The sequence below is a fragment of the Variovorax sp. 160MFSha2.1 genome (genome assembly GCF_048305075.1).
GTDB classification, from domain to species: Bacteria; Pseudomonadota; Gammaproteobacteria; order Burkholderiales; family Burkholderiaceae_C; genus Variovorax; species Variovorax guangxiensis.
In genome coordinates this window covers 6,090,575-6,107,500 of sequence record NZ_CP157624.1, presented here as the reverse complement: position 1 = coordinate 6,107,500, position 16,926 = coordinate 6,090,575, and the positions used below count along the sequence as shown (strand labels likewise).

12 protein-coding genes, 2 tRNA genes and 3 rRNA genes (1 of these 17 running past the window's edge) are annotated in these 16,926 nt (G+C 62.5%); 9 read left to right on the top strand and 8 right to left on the bottom strand.

Going from position 1 to position 16,926, the window contains the following annotated elements; genetic code table 11:
- The 5 genes from ABL838_RS28165 to rrf form a co-directional block, all read left to right on the top strand.
- Positions 1–395 (top strand): 16S ribosomal RNA (locus tag ABL838_RS28165); it begins 1,140 nt to the left of the window's first position.
- A gap of 79 nt (positions 396–474) precedes the next feature.
- Positions 475–551: transfer RNA gene (locus ABL838_RS28160), tRNA-Ile, on the top strand.
- A gap of 29 nt (positions 552–580) precedes the next feature.
- Positions 581–656: transfer RNA gene (locus tag ABL838_RS28155), tRNA-Ala, on the top strand.
- Between the two features lie 316 nt (positions 657–972).
- Positions 973–3,843: ribosomal RNA gene (locus tag ABL838_RS28150) — 23S ribosomal RNA — on the top strand.
- Between the two features lie 128 nt (positions 3,844–3,971).
- Positions 3,972–4,084: ribosomal RNA gene (gene rrf / locus ABL838_RS28145) — 5S ribosomal RNA — on the top strand.
- The 16S, 23S and 5S rRNA genes sit together here with 2 tRNA genes alongside, the layout of an rRNA operon.
- Before the next feature lie 144 nt (positions 4,085–4,228).
- Here the strand turns inward: rrf and ABL838_RS28140 are convergent.
- The 5 genes from ABL838_RS28140 to hppD all read right to left on the bottom strand — a co-directional run bounded on the left by ABL838_RS28140 (position 4,229) and on the right by hppD (position 9,868).
- The gene (locus ABL838_RS28140) at positions 4,229–5,161 is read right to left on the bottom strand and encodes an MBL fold metallo-hydrolase (RefSeq protein WP_418122966.1); all 933 of its coding nucleotides are present in this window, start codon (positions 5,159–5,161) and stop codon (positions 4,229–4,231) included.
- A gap of 9 nt (positions 5,162–5,170) precedes the next feature.
- Positions 5,171–6,868, bottom strand: a complete 1,698-nt coding sequence (locus ABL838_RS28135) for an AMP-binding protein (protein ID WP_418122965.1) — start codon at positions 6,866–6,868, stop codon at positions 5,171–5,173.
- Between the two features lie 124 nt (positions 6,869–6,992).
- Positions 6,993–7,868 carry a phenylalanine 4-monooxygenase gene (gene phhA, locus ABL838_RS28130; protein ID WP_418122964.1) on the bottom strand — a complete coding sequence of 292 codons (876 nt, stop codon included), beginning with the start codon at positions 7,866–7,868 and terminating at the stop codon, positions 6,993–6,995.
- Between the two features lie 27 nt (positions 7,869–7,895).
- Entirely contained in the window at positions 7,896–8,705 is an 810-nt protein-coding gene (locus ABL838_RS28125) for a transporter substrate-binding domain-containing protein (RefSeq protein ID WP_418122963.1), read from the bottom strand.
- A 35-nt stretch (positions 8,706–8,740) separates the two neighbouring features.
- A complete protein-coding gene (hppD, locus tag ABL838_RS28120; RefSeq protein ID WP_418122962.1) occupies positions 8,741–9,868 on the bottom strand; it encodes a 4-hydroxyphenylpyruvate dioxygenase in 1,128 nt (375 codons plus the stop codon).
- A 155-nt stretch (positions 9,869–10,023) separates the two neighbouring features.
- Here hppD and ABL838_RS28115 point away from each other — a divergent pair, with 155 nt between their 5' ends.
- The 4 genes from ABL838_RS28115 to lnt all read left to right on the top strand — a co-directional run bounded on the left by ABL838_RS28115 (position 10,024) and on the right by lnt (position 13,887).
- Positions 10,024–10,497, top strand: coding sequence for an Lrp/AsnC family transcriptional regulator (locus ABL838_RS28115; protein WP_019658474.1), 474 nt, complete (start codon positions 10,024–10,026; stop codon positions 10,495–10,497).
- A 109-nt stretch (positions 10,498–10,606) separates the two neighbouring features.
- Positions 10,607–11,335 carry a GNAT family N-acetyltransferase gene (locus ABL838_RS28110; protein ID WP_126023799.1) on the top strand — a complete coding sequence of 243 codons (729 nt, stop codon included), beginning with the start codon at positions 10,607–10,609 and terminating at the stop codon, positions 11,333–11,335.
- A 108-nt stretch (positions 11,336–11,443) separates the two neighbouring features.
- The gene (locus ABL838_RS28105; protein ID WP_126023798.1) at positions 11,444–12,322 is read left to right on the top strand and encodes an HlyC/CorC family transporter; all 879 of its coding nucleotides are present in this window, start codon (positions 11,444–11,446) and stop codon (positions 12,320–12,322) included.
- Positions 12,322–13,887: an apolipoprotein N-acyltransferase gene (lnt, locus tag ABL838_RS28100; protein ID WP_418122960.1), complete on the top strand. Its 1,566-nt coding sequence runs from the start codon at positions 12,322–12,324 to the stop codon at positions 13,885–13,887. Before ABL838_RS28105 ends, lnt begins: the two co-directional genes overlap by 1 nt.
- A 6-nt stretch (positions 13,888–13,893) precedes the next feature.
- Here the strand turns inward: lnt and ABL838_RS28095 are convergent, their stop codons facing one another.
- The 3 genes from ABL838_RS28095 to ABL838_RS28085 are packed head-to-tail and all read right to left on the bottom strand — an operon-like array spanning position 13,894 to position 16,924.
- The gene (locus ABL838_RS28095) at positions 13,894–15,273 is read right to left on the bottom strand and encodes an FAD-binding oxidoreductase (protein ID WP_418125922.1); all 1,380 of its coding nucleotides are present in this window, start codon (positions 15,271–15,273) and stop codon (positions 13,894–13,896) included.
- Between the two features lie 8 nt (positions 15,274–15,281).
- Positions 15,282–16,091 (bottom strand): ABC transporter permease, encoded by an 810-nt coding sequence (locus ABL838_RS28090; protein WP_126023795.1) that lies wholly within the window; start codon positions 16,089–16,091, stop codon positions 15,282–15,284.
- A complete protein-coding gene (locus ABL838_RS28085; RefSeq protein WP_418118080.1) occupies positions 16,088–16,924 on the bottom strand; it encodes an ABC transporter ATP-binding protein in 837 nt (278 codons plus the stop codon). Before ABL838_RS28085 ends, ABL838_RS28090 begins: the two co-directional genes overlap by 4 nt.
- Positions 16,925–16,926: the final 2 nt, after the last annotated feature.

Sequence of the window (16,926 nt, the reverse complement as noted above, 5' to 3'; positions counted from 1 at the left end):
TCTAATGAGACTGCCGGTGACAAACCGGAGGAAGGTGGGGATGACGTCAAGTCCTCATGGCCCTTATAGGTGGGGCTACACACGTCATACAATGGCTGGTACAAAGGGTTGCCAACCCGCGAGGGGGAGCTAATCCCATAAAACCAGTCGTAGTCCGGATCGCAGTCTGCAACTCGACTGCGTGAAGTCGGAATCGCTAGTAATCGTGGATCAGAATGTCACGGTGAATACGTTCCCGGGTCTTGTACACACCGCCCGTCACACCATGGGAGCGGGTTCTGCCAGAAGTAGTTAGCTTAACCGTAAGGAGGGCGATTACCACGGCAGGGTTCGTGACTGGGGTGAAGTCGTAACAAGGTAGCCGTATCGGAAGGTGCGGCTGGATCACCTCCTTTCTGGAAACAGGCAATTTAATTTAAACGCCCACACTTATCGGTTGTTGGAAGAAGTCGAGATCGTCAAGGTCATCGATATGGGTCTGTAGCTCAGCTGGTTAGAGCACCGTCTTGATAAGGCGGGGGTCGTTGGTTCGAGCCCAACTAGACCCACCAAATCTTCTGATATCTCGTGTGAGAGTTGAGGGGGATTAGCTCAGCTGGGAGAGCACCTGCTTTGCAAGCAGGGGGTCGTCGGTTCGATCCCGTCATCCTCCACCAACAACTCGATGCTTACTCAACACCAAAGCGGCTTCCTGCGAAAGCATGAGGCTTCTTTGTTGTTGATCAGGATCTCTTGATCAATCGGCTGTTCTTTAAAAATTCATAGAGTCGAATCAGCGCTGCTGATGGAAACCGCACATTCGTAAAGGTTTAGTGCGGACCGTGCCATCAGCGGCAAGAATTTTTGATTGCGTCAAAAGAAACTTCAATTTCGAATCAAATCGATTTTTGAAGACGGCATAACGCGTCAGGTGAAAGACCTGGCAATTCCTTGATTGACTTTGGTTTCCGTGAGGAAACGTCAAAGTTATAGGGTCAAGTGAATAAGAGCACGTGGTGGATGCCTTGGCAATGATAGGCGACGAAGGACGTGATAGCCTGCGATAAGCTTCGGGGAGCTGGCAAATTAGCTTTGATCCGGAGATTTCCGAATGGGGAAACCCACCGAAAGGTATCGTTATCTGAATACATAGGGTAACGAGGCGAACCGGGTGAACTGAAACATCTCAGTAGCTCGAGGAAAAGACATCAACCGAGATTCCGAAAGTAGTGGCGAGCGAAATCGGAGAAGCCTGTTAGTGATAGCACAAGACATAACGGAACAGCTTGGAAAGGCTGGCCATAGCGGGTGATAGCCCCGTACGTGAAATGACCTGTGTGGTACTGAGCTAACGACAAGTAGGGCGGGACACGAGAAATCCTGTCTGAATATGGGGGGACCATCCTCCAAGGCTAAATACTCATCATTGACCGATAGTGAACTAGTACCGTGAGGGAAAGGCGAAAAGAACCCCGGGAGGGGAGTGAAATAGATCCTGAAACCGCGTGCTTACAAAAAGTAGGAGCCCGCAAGGGTGACTGCGTACCTTTTGTATAATGGGTCAGCGACTTACATTCAGTGGCAAGGTTAACCGAATAGGGAAGCCGTAGAGAAATCGAGTCCGAATAGGGCGATCAGTCGCTGGGTGTAGACCCGAAACCAAGTGATCTATCCATGGCCAGGATGAAGGTGCCGTAACAGGTACTGGAGGTCCGAACCGACTAGTGTTGCAAAACTAGCGGATGAGCTGTGGATAGGGGTGAAAGGCTAAACAAACTTGGAAATAGCTGGTTCTCTCCGAAAACTATTTAGGTAGTGCCTCAAGTATTACCTTCGGGGGTAGAGCACTGTTTTGGCTAGGGGGTCATGGCGACTTACCAAACCAAGGCAAACTCCGAATACCGAAGAGTACAGCTTGGGAGACAGAGCACCGGGTGCTAACGTCCGGACTCAAGAGGGAAACAACCCAGACCGCCAGCTAAGGTCCCTAAAATTGGCTAAGTGGGAAACGAAGTGGGAAGGCTAAAACAGTCAGGATGTTGGCTTAGAAGCAGCCATCATTTAAAGAAAGCGTAATAGCTCACTGATCGAGTCGTCCTGCGCGGAAGATGTAACGGGGCTAAGCCAGTTACCGAAGCTGCGGATTTGCAATTTATTGCAAGTGGTAGGAGAGCGTTCTGTAAGCCTGTGAAGGTGCGTTGTAAAGCGTGCTGGAGGTATCAGAAGTGCGAATGCTGACATGAGTAGCGTTAAAGGGGGTGAAAAGCCCCCTCGCCGTAAGCGCAAGGTTTTCTACGCAACGTTCATCGGCGTAGAGTGAGTCGGCCCCTAAGGCGAGGCAGAGATGCGTAGCTGATGGGAAACAGGTCAATATTCCTGTACCGATGTGTAGTGCGATGTGGGGACGGATCTTAATAGGTCATCCGGGTGTTGGATATCCCGGTTTAGTTGGATGTAGGCGTGCATTAGGCAAATCCGGTGCACATATACCGAGGCCAACGATCGAGCCAGCTTGCTGGTGAAGTGATTGAACGAGGTTCCAGGAAAAGCCACTAAGCTTCAGCTACACACGACCGTACCGCAAACCGACACTGGTGCGCGAGATGAGTATTCTAAGGCGCTTGAGAGAACTCAGGAGAAGGAACTCGGCAAATTGACACCGTAACTTCGGAAGAAGGTGTGCCCTATTAGTGTGAAGTGAACAACGGAGCATGAACGGGTTGCAAAAAATCGGTGGCTGCGACTGTTTATTAAAAACACAGCACTCTGCAAACACGAAAGTGGACGTATAGGGTGTGACGCCTGCCCGGTGCTGGAAGATTAAATGATGGGGTGCAAGCTCTTGATTGAAGTCCCAGTAAACGGCGGCCGTAACTATAACGGTCCTAAGGTAGCGAAATTCCTTGTCGGGTAAGTTCCGACCTGCACGAATGGCGTAACGATGGCCACACTGTCTCCTCCTGAGACTCAGCGAAGTTGAAATGTTTGTGATGATGCAATCTCCCCGCGGAAAGACGGAAAGACCCCATGAACCTTTACTGTAGCTTTGTATTGGACTTTGAACAGATCTGTGTAGGATAGGTGGGAGGCTTTGAAGCAGGGTCGCTAGATCTTGTGGAGCCAACGTTGAAATACCACCCTGGTGTGTTTGAGGTTCTAACCTAGGTCCATTATCTGGATCGGGGACAGTGCATGGTAGGCAGTTTGACTGGGGCGGTCTCCTCCCAAAGCGTAACGGAGGAGTTCGAAGGTACGCTAGTTACGGTCGGACATCGTGACGATAGTGCAATGGCATAAGCGTGCTTAACTGCGAGACTGACAAGTCGAGCAGATGCGAAAGCAGGACATAGTGATCCGGTGGTTCTGTATGGAAGGGCCATCGCTCAACGGATAAAAGGTACTCTGGGGATAACAGGCTGATACCGCCCAAGAGTTCATATCGACGGCGGTGTTTGGCACCTCGATGTCGGCTCATCTCATCCTGGGGCTGTAGCCGGTCCCAAGGGTATGGCTGTTCGCCATTTAAAGAGGTACGTGAGCTGGGTTTAAAACGTCGTGAGACAGTTTGGTCCCTATCTTCCGTGGGCGCTGCAGATTTGAGGAAGCCTGCTCCTAGTACGAGAGGACCGGAGTGGACACACCTCTGGTGTATCGGTTGTCACGCCAGTGGCATTGCCGAGTAGCTAAGTGTGGAAGAGATAACCGCTGAAAGCATCTAAGCGGGAAACTCGTTTCAAGATGAGATCTGCCGGGGCCTTGAGCCCCCTGAAGAGTCGTTCAAGACCAGGACGTTGATAGGTCAGGTGTGGAAGCGCAGTAATGCGTTAAGCTAACTGATACTAATTGCTCGTGCGGCTTGACCCTATAACTTTGATCAGTCAGATCAAGGTGTTATGCCAAGTTGACGCATTCAAAACAATTCGCCAAAAGCTGATTCCAAACTCTATGAATTCGTCTGATTGATCGCGTGATCAACCAGACAACCCTTTATGCCTGATGACCATAGCGAGTTGGTCCCACTCCTTCCCATCCCGAACAGGACAGTGAAACGACTCAGCGCCGATGATAGTGCGGGTTCCCGTGTGAAAGTAGGTCATCGTCAGGCTCTTACAGCCCCAAAAACCCCCGGTCCATCGCGATCGGGGGTTTTTGCTTTGCACAGCACAAACAAGAAAAAACGCCAGGAGACGGATCAGATGCTCCGAGAGCGCCAAAAGTGAAGCAAAACGCTTGGCGCGGGGTACACCAATTACCGATTGCGGATATCTGTTTGGCCCACTTCGGCCGCGCCAGCGCTGACCAGCTCCGCCAAGATATCGCCAGTCAGCCGACCCAACTCGACATCACTGAAAAAGCGTGATTGGATCGCCTCGAGATAGGGCGTGCCGTGCAACCAGGCATTCCATCCGGCTGTCGAGATGGTCTGCACTTCCAGCAACTTGAACTTCATCAAGACCTTGATGGCATGCCGCGCATGCTTGGCCGGATCGCGCATCAATTTCTCCAGGCGCTGACGCGCAACAGCCAGCGCTTTCCCAACATCGTCGAACACCGCTCCGTGCCCCGGAATCACTCGTTCCGGCGCCAGCTTCTCGATCAGATCCAAGGTCGCTCCTATTTCTCCGAACGACGGCTCCCCCGCCAGTTCTGGAAACGCGATACCGAACCCGTTCTCCCACAGCGCATCCGCCGATATCAACGTACGCGACTGCTCATCGAACAAGATGACCGAGTGAGGATCGTGCCCCGGTGCCGCGTGCACCTGCCACGGCCTGCCGCCAAGCACGCAATCGCTACCCGGCAGCAGCAGCGTTGTGAATCGGAACCTGGGACAAGTCTGCCCGGTAGCCAGAAAACTCAGCCCCTGCTGGTCCCAGCTCTCCACAAATGCAGCTTCCCCCGGCGGAATCTCGGTACGAACCGTTGGATATCGCAGTTGCAGCGCAGCATTCCCTCCGCAGTGGTCACTGTGCAGATGCGTATTCAGAATTCGGTCGAGCGGTCGCTCTCCCAGTACCGACTCGACCAGCGCCAAGGTCTGCTCGGCGTGCGCGGCGTATCCCGTGTCGACCAGCGCAGTCTCTTCGCCGGCCACGAACAGCACGTTGTTCGAAGACAGCCACCCCCGCTCGAACACAACGACACCCGCCGGCAGCCCGGCGCCAGCCGACGAAGGGCTCATCTGTGCCGCTCAGGCGTTTGCATTGACGCGAAGCTCACGCCGCAGGATCTTCCCGACATTGGTCTTCGGCAGCGATTCCCGGAACTCGATGTGCTTCGGCCGCTTGTAGCCGGTGAGCTGCGAATGGCAGTACTGCAGCACCGCATCCTCGGTCAGCGCCGGATCCCTGCGGACCACGAAGACCTTGATGGCTTCGCCCTGCTTTTCATCGGGTACGCCCACCGCCGCGCACTCCACCACTCCCGGGCATAGCGAGATCACGTTCTCCAGCTCGTTCGGGAAAACATTGAAGCCGCTGACCAGGATCATGTCCTTCTTGCGATCGACGATGCGGCTGTAGCCGTCTTCCTGCATCACCGCGATGTCGCCGGTGCGCATGAAACCGTCGGCAGTGAAGGCCGCGGCAGTCTCGGCCGGCTGGTTGTAGTAGCCCTTCATCACGTTCGGGCCCTTGATGCAGAGCTCGCCCGCCTCGCCGACGGGCAGCGAGTTTCCGTCGTCATCCTTGATCGCGATCTCGATGCTGGGCAGCGGCAGCCCGATCGTGCCGGTGAATTTGGTGTTCGACACCGGATTGTTGGTGCCGATCGCGCATGTCTCGCTCATGCCCCAGCCTTCGATCATCGGACAGCCGGTGGCCTCGAACCACTTGCGCGCGGTGCCTTCCGAGGCAGCCATGCCGCCCGCCTGGGAGACGAAAAGCGTCGAGAAGTCGACCGACTTGAATTCCGGGTGCATCAGCAACGCATTGAACAGGGTGTTCACGGCTGGCAGCATGTGGAAGGGCCGTTTCTTCAGCACCGCGATGAACTTGTCGAAGTCGCGCGGGTTCGGGATCAGCGTCATGTGCGAACCCTGGCGGATCACCAGCAGGCACAGCGTCAGCGCGAAGATGTGATAAAGCGGCAGCGCCGCGATGCTGTTGACCTTCGCCAGGTCACCCGCGCGCGACAGTGCCGGCGTGAACCAGGCCTCGGCCTGCAGCGTGGCCGCGACGATGTTGCGGTGGGTCAGCACCGCGCCCTTCGACAAGCCGGTCGTGCCGCCTGTGTACTGCAGGAAGGCGATCGAATCGAGCGTGCTCTGATCGGGCCCCAGCGTGCGGCCACGTCCCTCGGCAATCGCCCGGCTGAACGGCGTCACGCTGCGCCCGTCGCTCAGCGGCAGCTTGTAGGCCGGCACGAGCTTCGCGAGATGGCGCACGGCCATCGTGATCCACGCGCCGTACAGGCCGCCCAGCAGGTCACCCATCGAGGTCATGACCACGTGCTTCACCGGCGTGCGCTCGATCACCTTCTCGAGCGTGGACGCGAAGTTTTCAAGAATGACGATGGCCGTCGCGCCGGAGTCCTTCAGCTGGTGCTCCAGCTCCCGCGCCGTGTACAGCGGATTGACGTTGACGCACGTGTATCCCGCGCGCAGCACGCCGCACATGGTGACCGCGAACTGCGGGATGTTCGGCAGCATGATCGCCACCCGCGCACCTGGCTCCAGCCCGCGCGACTGCAGCCAGGCGCCCAGCGCCTTCGACAGCGCATCGAGCTCGCCGTAAGACATCCAGCGCTCCATGCAGACCGAGAAGGGCCTGTCGGCATAACGGGCAAAGGCCTCGTCGAACATCTGGGGCAACGAGCGGTACTGCTCCGGATGAATCTCGTGCGGCACGCCGGCCGGATAGTTCTGTCGCGCGGATGTGTTGGTCTGCATGCAAGCTCCTTTGGCGCGGATTGTGGAAGGCACCCTGCCTCCGCGACCAGCGGGCTTGTCCTAGGGAAGGGGTGTGCGCTGTCGCGCGCGCGATAGCTGCGCGTGCGAACAACCCTTCGAGGTTTCAGGCCTTGCCGGACTCGCCCGGCAGCAACACCCCGGCCTCGATGTCGGTCGCGACCTTCAGCGACTCGTACAGCGGCGTGAAATCGGGCTCGGTGAGGTCGAACAGCTGCCTGAAGCTGTCGATCACGAAGTAGTTGGCCTGGTAAGTGTCGATCTTGTAGCGCGTGCGCATGGTGCGCAGCAGGTCCAGCGGCAGGCGGCGCGGCCCGTCGCTGAGCACGGCGTGCCTGAGTTCGCCTACCGAGCTGAGGATGCCCGCGCCGTACGCGCGCAGGCCGTCCGGCTGGCGGATCAGGCCGAACTCCACCGTGTACCAGTAGAGCCGCGCGAGCTTCTCGCCCGCGCCGAGTTCGTGCGCCTTGATGCCGCCCTGGCCGTAGCGCTGCACGTAGTCGGCGAAGGTCGGGTCGAACAGCATCGGCACGTGGCCGAACAGATCGTGGAACACGTCGGGCTCGACGATGTAGTCGAACTCCTCGGGCTTGCGGATCCAGTCCGTCACCGGAAACTTGCGGTTCGCGAGCAACGTGAAGAAGGGCAGCTCCGGAATCAGCCCAGGCACCGCCACGATCTCCCAGCCTGTCGCCTTGTGCAGCCGCTCGTTGAGCTCGTCGAAGCGCGGGATGCGGTCCTTCACGCCCAGCGAGGGCAGCGCGTTGATGAAGGCGTCGCAGGCCAGGCCCGGCAACTGCGCCACCTGCCGCTCGTAGAGGCGGCGGTAGGTGTCGTGGTCGGCCGGCGTGTAGCTGGCCCAGTCCTGCGGGCAGGTGTAGTCGGCCAGCACCGCGCCGCCGCGCGAGTAGTCGCCGCGCGGCGGGCGGTCGGAGGCGCCATAGACGGCGGGGGTGACAACTGCGGCGGCGGGGGAGTCCATGAAAAAGCGATCTCGGAGGAGGAAGGTTTACTTGAGCCAGCGGTCCATCGTCCGCTGGAAGTCGCCGCCGGCTTGCTGCAGGTGCAGCCATTGGTCGACATACGACTTGAAGGCCACGTCGTCGCGCGGCAGCATCCAGGCCATTTCGCCGTACTGCAGCGGCTTGTCGGGGTTGACCGCGCACAGGCCGGGCTTGAGCTTCTGCTGCGTGATGGCCTCGGCCGCCTCGGTGACGAACACGTCGGCGCGGTTGGCGAGGATCTCGTCGAAGATCGTCACGTTCTCGCCGTGCAGCGTGAGTTTGGCCTGCTTGAAATTGGCCCGGGCGAATCGCTCGTTGCTGCCGCCCGGATTGAAGATGACGCGCACCGACGGCTTGTCGATGGCCGCCACGCTCTGGTACTTCGACACGTCGGCGCAGCGCGCGATGGGCGTCTTGCCGTTGACCATGTAGGGTGCGCTGAAGAAGGCGCGCTTCTGCCGGTCGGTGGTGACCGACACGCCGCCCACGGCGATGTCGCACTTGCCGGCGGCCAGGTCGGGCAGCAGGTTGGCCCAGGTGGTCTTGACCCACTCGGGCTTCGCGCCGAGGCTGGCGCTGAAGCCGGTCATCAGGTCGACGTCGATGCCCTCGAATGCGCCGTCGGGCTTCTGGAAGCTGAAGGGCTTGTAGTCGCCCGGGGTGCAGATGCGCAGTACCGCGGCCTTCTGCACCGTGTCCAGGTGCGAGGCCCCGGCCACCGGCGTGGTGGCGGCCGGCGCCATGGCGCAGCCCGAAAGAAGGGCGGCTGCCGCCGCAATGAAGGTCAGACCGATCGAAGGCGTACAGCTGCGCATGCGTGCTCCAGAAGCGTGAATAAGGGATGGGGCCCTTATTTTGCGGCGCTCAGCACCCCGCGGCGCATCTGGTCGAGTTCGATGCTCTCGAACAGCGCCTTGAAGTTGCCGTTGCCGAAGCCGTCGTCGCCCTTGCGCTGGATGAACTCGAAGAAGATCGGGCCGAGCTGGTTCTCGCTGAAGATCTGCAGCAGCAGCGCGTCCTTCTTGCCGTCGATCAGGATCTTGCGCTTGTGCAGCTCCTCCACGCTTTCGCCGTGGCCGGGAATGCGCTTGTCGACCAGCTCGTAATACGTGTCGATGGTGTCCAGCAGCGTCACACCATTGGCGCGCAGCGCGTCGACCGTCTTGTAGAGGTCGTCCGAGCCCATTGCAATGTGCTGGATGCCTTCGCCGTTGTACATGTCCAGGTACTCCTGGATCTGGCCGGCCTGCTCCTTGCCCTCTTCGTTGATTGGGATGCGGATCTTGCCGCAGGGGCTGGTCATGGCCTTGCTCTTCACGCCGGTGACCTGGCCTTCGATGTCGAAGTACTTTACTTCGCGGAAGTTGAACAGGCGCTCGTAGAACTCGGCCCATTCGTTCATGCGGCCGCGGTGCACGTTGTGCGTCAGGTGGTCGATGTAGGTCAGGCCGTTGCCCACCGGGGCCAGCGCCTCTTCGGCCGTCAGGCCCGGCAGCGCCTCGAAGTCGACGTCGAAGAAGCCGATGTTGCCGATGTCGCCCGGCTTCGCGCCGTTCTTGCCACGCCAGCGGTCGACCAGGTAGATCAGGCTGTCGCCGATGCCCTTGATGGCGGGAATGTTCAGCTCGCCCGGGCCGGCCTTGTCGGCGAAGCCCCAGGCGCCCAGCGAAATGGCGCGCTCGTAGGCGAACTTGGCGTCCTGCACGCGGAAGGCGATGGCGCAGACGCTGGGGCCGTGCAGGCGCGCGAAGCGCTGCGCGAACGAATCGGGCTCGGCGTTGATGATGAAGTTGATCGTGCCCTGGCGGTACAGCAGCACATTCTTGTGGCGGTGCTTGGCCACGGCCTTGAAGCCCATGCGCTCGAACACCTTGCCCATGGCGGCCGGATCGGGTGCCGCGTACTCGATGAATTCGAAGCCGTCGGTGCCCATGGGGTTCTCCCAGGGCGTGAAGGCGGGGGCGTCGGCAAGGCTCATGTGCGGTCTCCGGTAGAGGTGGGGAATGGAACGGATCGAATGAAATGGGGCGCGAATCGGCCGGTCATGCAATGTAGGGTGGATGCCTCTCAGGTTTTCTGCGTTTCCACGCGCTTATGATGGCTCTTGCGCAGTAAAGCTGCAAAAATGGCGAAATGGAAGCACTGGACAAGATTGATCGGCTCATTTTGCGCACGCTGCAAGCAGACGGCCGCGCCACCTACGACCAGATCGCCGAGCAGGTGAGCCTGTCGCCCAGCGCCGTGCTGCGCCGGGTCAAGCGGCTGGAAGAGCATCGGGTGATCGACCGCTATGTGGCCCTGGTCCAGCCCGAAGCCGTCGGCCTGGGGCTGACCGCCTACCTCAACGTGCGGCTGGAAAAGCACACCGAGACCCACAAGCGCAACCCCATGGACCTGTTCCGCGCCAGCGTGCAGACCTGGCCCGAGGTGGTCGAATGTGCGGCTCTCACCGGCGACATGGACTACCTGCTGCGCGTGGTGGTGGCCGACATGGCTCACTACAGCCGCTTCATCATGGACACCCTGCTCAAGCACCCGAGCGTTGAAGACTGCAAGACCAGCTTCGTGCTCGACCGTGTCAAGGCCACAACAGCTGTGCCTGTTTAGCCACAATTTGGTTGCGATGGCGCCACACGTTCTGGTAAGGGGTCACGAATGTGTCCCCGGATTAACCTTGTGAACTTGTTGTTTAGGTGAAAACCCTTACATTGGAGCCATGCTTACCGCCAAGACCCTTCTCAAAGCGTCTCTCGGCATTGGCTCTTTCCTGAAGGCGCCAATGGTTGAGGCGCAACCACGCGCAGTCAGCGCGCCTCAACCGGTGATGGTGCCGATCCGCTCGATCGGCCCCCGCGAACGCGAGCGCATCGCCCGCCACCTGCTCGACCTCACTCCGCACGACCGCTACCTGCGCTTCGGCTACGCGGCGGCCGACGAGCAGATCCAGCGCTACGTCGACAGCCTCGATTTCGAGCGCGACGAGCTCTTCGGCATCTACAACCGCCGCCTCGACCTGATCGCGATGGCCCACCTGGCCTTCGCCCCCGGCGACCAACACAGCGACTGCGCCGAGTTCGGCGTTTCCGTGTCGGCCCATGCCCGCGGGCGCGGCTACGGCGCCCGCCTCTTCGAGCGTGCGGTGGTCGTGGCGCGCAACGAAGGCGTGGGCATGCTCTTCATCCATGCGCTGAGCGAGAACGCCGCCATGCTGAAGATCGCCCGCAACGCCGGTGCCACCGTGGTGCGCAGCGGCTCGGAAGCCGAGGCTCATCTCGAACTGCCCAGCGCCACCTTCGACAGCCGCATGAGCGAGATCGCCCTGGAGCACTACGCCGCCGTCGACTTCGCGCTCAAAAGCCGCGCCAAGCAGTTCTGGGCCTTCCTGGCCAGCCTGCAGGAAGTGCGCAGCGGCATGCGCGACGCCCGGAAGAAGTCGGCGCCCTGAGCTCCGCGGCCCTGGCGGCTGCTTCCGTACTTACCCTCGGGGAGGGCCGGTAGAGCGTGTCACACGCAATCCGGTATCCTTGTCCCTCCTCAACTCCGCCCTCCCGCAGTGGCCGAACCTCACCCTGAACGCGCTCCCGTCGAACGGGAAGACAAGCGCAGCTTTCTCCAGAAACTCGCCGAATTCATCCACCCCGGCCCCGATTCGCGCGACGAGCTGATCGAAACCCTGGCAGACGCCGAGGACAACGAGGTGATCGGCGCGGAGTCGCGCGTGATGCTCGAAGGCGTGCTGCGCATGGCCGACATGACCGCCGGCGACGTGATGGTCGCCGCGCCGCGCATGGACCTGGTGAACATCGACGCCCCGTTCGACGCGCTGCTGCATCTCGTCATCGACACCGCGCACTCGCGCTTTCCGGTGTACGAGGGCGAGAAGGAAAACATCATCGGCATCCTGCTCGCGAAGGACCTGCTCAAGCTGCAGCGTGCGCCGGGCCTGAACATCCGCGCGCTGCTGCGCCCGGCCACCTTCGTTCCCGAGAGCAAGGGCCTGAACGACCTGCTGCGCGAGTTCCGCGGCAACCGCAACCACCTGGCCATCGTCATCGACGAGTTCGGCCGCGTGGCCGGCCTCATCACCATCGAGGACGTGCTCGAGCAGATCGTCGGCGAGATCGAGGACGAGTTCGACATCGCCGAGGACGAGGGCGACATCTTCGGCCTGGCCGACCACACCTACCGCGTCTCGGGCGACACGCCCATCGAGCGCGTCGCCGAGGCCTTCGGCATCGTGTTCGACGAGGAACAACTCAGCGAAGACTTCGACACCATCGGCGGCCTGATCGCGCACGAGATGGGCCACGTGCCCAAGCGCGGCGAGCACCATGCGATCGGCGGCTTCGACTTCGTCGTGCTGCACACCAAGGGCGGCGCGGTGCGCTGGTTCAAGGTGTCTCCGGCGCGCGGCGGCGACGCGGCCGACTGATGGCTCGCGCGCCGGCTTCCTTCTTCGCCTCCTTCCTTCGTCCGCTGGGCTTCGTCGCCGCCGGGCTCGCGCAGGCGCTCTCGATGGCTTCGCCGGCCGGCGGAAAGCCGCTGTGGTGGCTGCAGCTGCTGTCGCTTGGCGCGTTCGTCTGGCTGTTGGACGGACTGCGTTCGCAGGGCGCAGGCTGGCGACGTGCCGGGCTGCACGGCTGGCTGTTCTCCACCGCCTGGCTCACCGGCAGCTTCTGGTGGCTCTTCATCTCGATGCACACCTATGGCGGCCTGCCGGCGCCGCTGGCCGCCATCGCCGTGCTCGCGCTGGCTGCTGCACTGGGCCTTTATTACGCAGTCGCCGCGGCGTGGTTCGTCGTACGGGGGCCGAGGGGCCGGGTGACGGGCGCGCTGGTTTTCGCCGCGCTCTGGACGCTGGCCGAGCTGGTGCGCGGCAGCTGGTTCACCGGTTTCCCTTGGGGCGCCGGCGGCTACGCGCATGTCGAGGGGCCGCTCTCGGCGCTTGCGCCATGGGTGGGCGTCTACGGCATCGGCGCCGCAGGAGCACTGGCTGTTGCGCTGGTCGCGCTGCATCGTCCGCTGCGCATCGTGGAAGCCGCGCAGGGCGTGGTGCTGATCGCGCTCGTGTTCGCCGTGCCGAACCTCGTGCCCGCGCTGCGCGACGATGTGCGAGGCGCGAAAGGCGCGGCCGGCAACCTGAGCGTCGCGCTCCTGCAGGGCAACATCCCGCAGGACGAGAAGTTCATTCCCGGCGGCGGCATCGAGACCGCGCTGAGCTGGTACGGCGAGCAACTGCGCGATGCCAAGGCTTCGCTCGTCGTCACGCCCGAAACCGCCTTGCCGCTGCTGCCTCAGCAACTGCCAGCCGGCTATCTCGAAGCGATCAAGGCCCGCTACAGCCAGGGCAATCAAGCCGCCATCGTGGGCCTGCCGCTCGGCGGGCAGGGCACCTACAGCAACGCGGTGCTCGGCTTCCGCCCCGGCGACGCGCAGCCCTACGCCTACAGCAAGCACCACCTCGTGCCTTTCGGCGAATTCATTCCCTGGGGCTTCCGCTGGTTCATCCAGATGATGAACATCCCTCTCGGCGACTTCGCGCGCGGCGGGCTTGCCCAGCCGCCCTTCGTCTGGCAAGGTCAGCGCATCGCGCCCAACATCTGCTACGAGGACTTGTTCGGCGACGAGATCGGCGCGAACTTCCGCGACGAGGCCAGCGCGCCCACCATCCTGCTCAACGTGAGCAACATCGCCTGGTTTGGCGACACGGTGGCCATCGACGAGCACCTGTCGATCTCGCGCATGCGCGCGCTGGAGTTCGCGCGGCCGATGGTGCGCTCGACCAACACCGGCGCCACCGTGGTGATCGACGCCCAGGGCCGCGTCGCGCACGAGCTGCCGCGCCTCACGCGCGGCGTGCTCGAGGCGAGCGTGGAAGGCCGTCGCGGCCTCACGCCCTTCGCGCGCTGGGTGGCACCGTTCGGCCTCTGGCCGCTGTGGCTGCTGGCCATGGCCATCGTGGCGGTGGCCTGGGTGCACGGCCGCCGCCAGAACTGAAACCGGTCAGGCTGCCGGAGCCGCCTTCACCGGCCAGTCGCGCAGCTTGCCCGGGTTCAGCAGGCCCAGCGGGTCGAAGCGCTTCTTCACCTCGATGACCTCCGGCGGCAGCGGCCCGCCGGCCTTGCCGTCTTCGACGATGTTCACGTGCGGGTTGTTGATGTGCACGTTGTGCTCGCGGTGGATGCGCATGATCTCCTGCAGCCGCTCCTCGGTGCTGAAGCGCACCAACTGCAGCCCGCTGCAGGTCATGAGGCCGGCCACGTTGCGCAGGAACTCGATGTGCATCATCACCTCGCCGGATTCGCCGCCCAGCAGCTTCTCCATCTCGATGACCTGCTCGACGTGCCGGCCCGGAACGAAGCCGCTCTGCAGGTAGGTGAGGTTCGGATCGATCTTCAGCGCATGCAGCGTCGTGTGGTTCCAGGTGAATTCCATCAGCGTGCGATTGCTCTTCTGCACCTCGGCCGCCGTCTTGCGGTAGCCGACGGTGCCGCCGAGGGCCTCCACCAGCTGCAGCATCGCGGGCTCGCATGACTCGGCCACCAGCGACAGCACCGTGTGGCAGCCCTTGGGCAGGTGCGCGGCGAGTTGCGACAGATGGTCGGAGATGGGCGCCGCGAAGAAAGTGACACCGCGCTTCACGATGCCCGGCGCATGCGCAAGCTTGTCGGCGAAGTTCAGCGCGCTTTCGAAGTCGCCGAAGGTCACCAGCGTCTCGAGCCACGGATGCGCGGGTGCCAGCGCGATCTCCAGCTCCAGCACCAGTCCATTGGTGCCCCACAGGTGGTGCATGCGCATCGCCTCGGCGCCGCGCAGCTCCACGACTTGCGGCTCGGCCTCGATGGTCATCGCGCGGATGCCGATCACGTTGCCGGGCGCGCCCAGCGGTCCGTAGTTGATGGAGCCCACGCCACCGAAGCCGCCGCCGAACAGGCCGCCCAGCGTCGCGCTGCGGTAGGTCGATGGAACACAGCGCAGCTCCTGCCCCGTGGGCTTCGTCTGCTTCTCGAGTTCGCCGAGACGGATGCCGGCCTGCGCGCGCGCCACGCCGGGGTGCACCCACAGGCAGCTGTTGTAGCCCGTCATGTCGAGCACCACGCCGCCGGCCAGCGGCGTGGTCTGGCCGTAGTTGCCTGTACCGCTGCCGCGGATGGTGATGGGCACGCAGCGGCGCGCACAAGCACCGACCACCGCGCGGATCTCTTCCTCGGTGCGCGGCCGCACGACCACGTCGGCGCGCTTGTCCTTGAGCTGGCGCACCAGCACGGGGCTGAACCACGAGAAATCGGAGGACAGCCGCGTGACGCGGCTCTCGTCGGTGATCCAGTCGAGGTCGGGCAGTTCGAGCAGCAGTTGCTCGATGGCGGAAACAGGGGCGTTCATGGTCAAGGTCAGTCCTGGGAAAGTTCGCTCGCATGCCACGAGCCCAGCGCCAGCTTGGTGAGCCAGGCCATCAGCACGAAGAGCGCGACACCGGTGAGGGAAATGAGCAGCAGCGCCGCGAACATGCGCGGGATGTTCAGCTGGAAGCCCGCCTGCAGGATCTGGTAGGCCAGCCCCGCGCCCGAACCGCCGGTGCCCGCGACGAACTCGGCCACCACTGCGCCGATCAGCGCGAGGCCGCTGGAAATGCGCAGCCCGCCGAAGAAGTAGGGCAGCGCGCTCGGAATGCGCAGCCGCACCAGCTGCTGCCAGCGAGTCGCGCGGTTGAGCTTGAAGTAGCTCTGCAGGTCGGGGTCGATGCTGCGCAGGCCCAGCGTGGTGTTGCTGATGATCGGGAACAGCGCCACCAGCGCCGCGCACACCGTCATAGCCGCCACCGGGTTCTTCACCCAGATGATGATGAGCGGCGCCACCGCCACGATGGGCGTGACCTGCAGCAGCACGGCGTACGGGAAGAGCGCGGTCTCGATGCGCTTGCTTTGCACGAAAAGGAACGAGATCAGCACGCCCGCGACCGTGGCCAGCAGGAACGACAGCACCGTGATCTTCAGCGTGACCAGCAGCGCGTTGCCCAGCGGCGCCCAGTCGGTCACCAGCGTCTGCATCATCAGGTAGGGCGAGGGCACCAGGTAGGGCGGCAGCTCCATCGCAACCACCAGCCATTGCCAGAGGGCGACCAGCGCCACGCCGATCAGCACCGGGTAGAGCACGCGCTGCACGCGCGGCTGAGCCAGCAGCGGAAGGGTCTTGGCAGTCATCGCGCGGCCTCCTCGTCGGTGCTGCTGGCGCGCAGCAGGCTGTCCTGCAGCTGCTTCGCGTAGCGCGCGAATTCGGGCGTGACCATGAAGTCGGCGCTGCGCGGATAGGGCTCGTCGATGCGGAACTCCTCCACCACGCGGCCGGGCCGCGCGGCCATCATCACCACGCGGCTCGACAGGAACACCGCCTCGTGGATCGAGTGCGTCACGAAGATCACCGTGAGCTTCTTCTTGCGCCACAGCTCCAGCAGGTCGGCGTCGAGCTTGTGGCGCGTGATCTCGTCGAGCGCGCCGAAGGGCTCGTCCATCAGCAGCAGGTCGGGCTGCGTGACGAGGCCGCGCGCGATCGACACGCGCATCTGCATGCCGCCCGAGAGCGCACGCGGCAGCGCGTCGGCGAACTTCTCCAGACCCACGAGCGCGAGCGATTCCATCACCCGCGCGTCGGCCTCCTTGCGCGGCACGCCGGCCAAGTCCAGCGGCAGGCGCACGTTGGTGCGCACGCTGGCCCACGGCATCAGCGTGGGCGACTGGAACACGAAGGACATCTTGCGCGGGCAGTCGTGCAGCTGCGCCGCCGGCCGGCGCCACACCAGCAGGCGCCCGTCGCTGGGCTCCAGCATGCCCGCCACCATCTTCAGCAGCGTGCTCTTGCCGCAGCCCGAGGGGCCGAGCAGGGTGACGAACTCGCCTTCGGCGATGGACAGGTCCACGGGCAGCAGCGCCTGCGTGCCGTTGGGATAGGTCTTCTCGGCCGAGAGCACTTCCACCGCGGGTACGGCGGGTGAGTGCTCCGGGGGCGGTGCCAACGTGTGGGGGTCGATTCGGTTCATGC

Excerpts from the sequence above, each read along its gene's own strand:
- ABL838_RS28135 (WP_418122965.1), bottom strand. The coding sequence starts at position 6,868 with ATGCAGACCAACACATCCGCGCGACAGAACTATCCGGCCGGCGTGCCG.
- ABL838_RS28085 (WP_418118080.1), bottom strand. The coding sequence starts at position 16,924 with ATGAACCGAATCGACCCCCACACGTTGGCACCGCCCCCGGAGCACTCA.
- ABL838_RS28090 (WP_126023795.1), bottom strand. The coding sequence starts at position 16,091 with ATGACTGCCAAGACCCTTCCGCTGCTGGCTCAGCCGCGCGTGCAGCGC.
- ABL838_RS28125 (WP_418122963.1), bottom strand. The coding sequence starts at position 8,705 with ATGCGCAGCTGTACGCCTTCGATCGGTCTGACCTTCATTGCGGCGGCA.
- ABL838_RS28110 (WP_126023799.1), top strand. The coding sequence starts at position 10,607 with ATGCTTACCGCCAAGACCCTTCTCAAAGCGTCTCTCGGCATTGGCTCT.
- lnt (WP_418122960.1), top strand. The coding sequence starts at position 12,322 with ATGGCTCGCGCGCCGGCTTCCTTCTTCGCCTCCTTCCTTCGTCCGCTG.
- ABL838_RS28140 (WP_418122966.1), bottom strand. The coding sequence starts at position 5,161 with ATGAGCCCTTCGTCGGCTGGCGCCGGGCTGCCGGCGGGTGTCGTTGTG.
- ABL838_RS28095 (WP_418125922.1), bottom strand. The coding sequence starts at position 15,273 with ATGAACGCCCCTGTTTCCGCCATCGAGCAACTGCTGCTCGAACTGCCC.
- hppD (WP_418122962.1), bottom strand. The coding sequence starts at position 9,868 with ATGAGCCTTGCCGACGCCCCCGCCTTCACGCCCTGGGAGAACCCCATG.
- phhA (WP_418122964.1), bottom strand. The coding sequence starts at position 7,868 with ATGGACTCCCCCGCCGCCGCAGTTGTCACCCCCGCCGTCTATGGCGCC.
- ABL838_RS28115 (WP_019658474.1), top strand. The coding sequence starts at position 10,024 with ATGGAAGCACTGGACAAGATTGATCGGCTCATTTTGCGCACGCTGCAA.